3 protein-coding genes are annotated in these 1,309 nt (G+C 57.4%); 2 read left to right on the top strand and 1 reads right to left on the bottom strand.

Annotated elements, in window-relative coordinates; all coding sequences use genetic code 11:
• Together AB4043_RS25825 and AB4043_RS25820 are read left to right on the top strand one after the other, a co-directional pair.
• Window positions 1-203, top strand: a 203-nt coding sequence (locus tag AB4043_RS25825) for a hypothetical protein (protein WP_442308562.1), incomplete at its 5' end; no start/stop codon positions are given.
• A gap of 4 nt (window positions 204-207) precedes the next feature.
• Entirely contained in the window at window positions 208-534 is a 327-nt protein-coding gene (locus AB4043_RS25820; protein ID WP_442301396.1) for a cupin domain-containing protein, read from the top strand.
• Here AB4043_RS25820 and AB4043_RS25815 read toward each other — a convergent pair.
• Window positions 525-1,136, bottom strand: a complete 612-nt coding sequence (locus AB4043_RS25815) for a TetR/AcrR family transcriptional regulator (protein ID WP_442301397.1) — start codon at window positions 1,134-1,136, stop codon at window positions 525-527. The two genes, AB4043_RS25820 and AB4043_RS25815, sit on opposite strands and share 10 nt — an antisense overlap.
• Window positions 1,137-1,309: the final 173 nt, after the last annotated feature.

The following is a 1,309-nucleotide window of genomic DNA, read 5'->3' as shown; positions in this document are numbered from 1 at the left end:
CGGCGAAAGGGTGGGGCAACGCGCCATGCGCGACCGCTCTTTTTATTCTCGGTAGAGAAGCAGATTTCTCCGTTCCCGTTGGTCACTACGAAATGACAAACAAAAAGCGGTTCGAGCTTTGCTCGAATACCCATGTCCCTAAGGGGACATGGGGCACCCGTTATGGGTTTCCCGCGAATATTGTGGTGCATCACGTATGCTGAAGCCATGAGCGATGTGGTGCACCGCAACAATGACCAGATGACCAACCCAGAACCCGGCCTGAAGCGCCAGGTGATGAGCTATACGCCGGAGATGATGCTCGTCCGGCACACCATGGAGCCTGGATGGGTCGGCGCGGCGCACTCGCATCCGCATCAGCAACTGGTCTTTGTCATCAGCGGACACATCGTGCTCACCACACCTGACGGCGATCACACGCTACATGCCGGCGACAGCATCATCGTGCCTGGGGATGCCGTGCATCAGGCTCGTGCGTTTGAAGCCAGTGAGGTATTGGACGTCTTCACGCCTTATCGCGAAGACTATGCCTGAGTGCGAAGGCCGATAGCAGGCAGCACCAGCGCAAGAAGGATCGCCGTGTCCTGTTCCGGTGTGCTGTCGGCTTCGCCGTAGAGGCGACGTTCATTCATGCCACGCAGCATATCCATGACAGCCCAGCCGATCGGCTCGAAGTCACGTGCAGGGATCTCACCCGCTTTGACACCCTCTTCGAAGATCCCTACCAACTCCCGCACAGTGGCCTGCAGCAGAGTGTGGGTCTGTTTCCTGTGGCTGCGTTCGCGGCCGAGTGTTACCAGCATGCGGTAGACATTGGGCTGCGTCTCCCAGAAGCTCATACGGATCTGCAGCAGGACGCGCAGCCGGTTCGCTGTTCCGATCACGTCGTCCAATGCCTCGCGGATGCGCTCGCGCTGTTCTTCGATCGCCTGCGACACTGCCGTCTCATAGATTTCTTCTTTGGAGGAGAAGTAGAGGTAGAGCGTCCCTTTGGCGACCTTGGCTTTCTCGGCCACATCGTCCATGCGGGTCTCCGCAAACCCCTTCTTGCCAAAGAGTTTCAGGGCGGCATCCAGGATCTCGGAACGGCGGAAGTCCGTTAAAACCTGGCGGCGGGATTTGGGTCTAACGGACACTCAAGCCAAGCTAACATAATGAATCCCGGCCGGGTTGCACCTCTCTAATGACTAGTCAGTCATTTTTATGACCAACCAGTCCGTATGTGCTGCTTGGTGTGTTGCCGCTGGTGTTGTTGTTGAAGCGGCCGCCGAAGCATATTGGCAAGGTGGAGCTGGATGCTCACTAAGGT

Origin of the sequence: Terriglobus sp. YAF25, assembly GCF_052113305.1 — a bacterium.
Lineage (GTDB): Bacteria > Acidobacteriota > Terriglobia > Terriglobales > Acidobacteriaceae > Terriglobus.
This window is presented reverse-complemented; position numbering and strand designations above follow the sequence as displayed.

Bases quoted from the DNA above. Each gene is read 5' to 3' on its own strand.
- AB4043_RS25820 (WP_442301396.1), top strand. From the start codon at position 208: ATGAGCGATGTGGTGCACCGCAACAATGACCAGATGACCAACCCAGAA.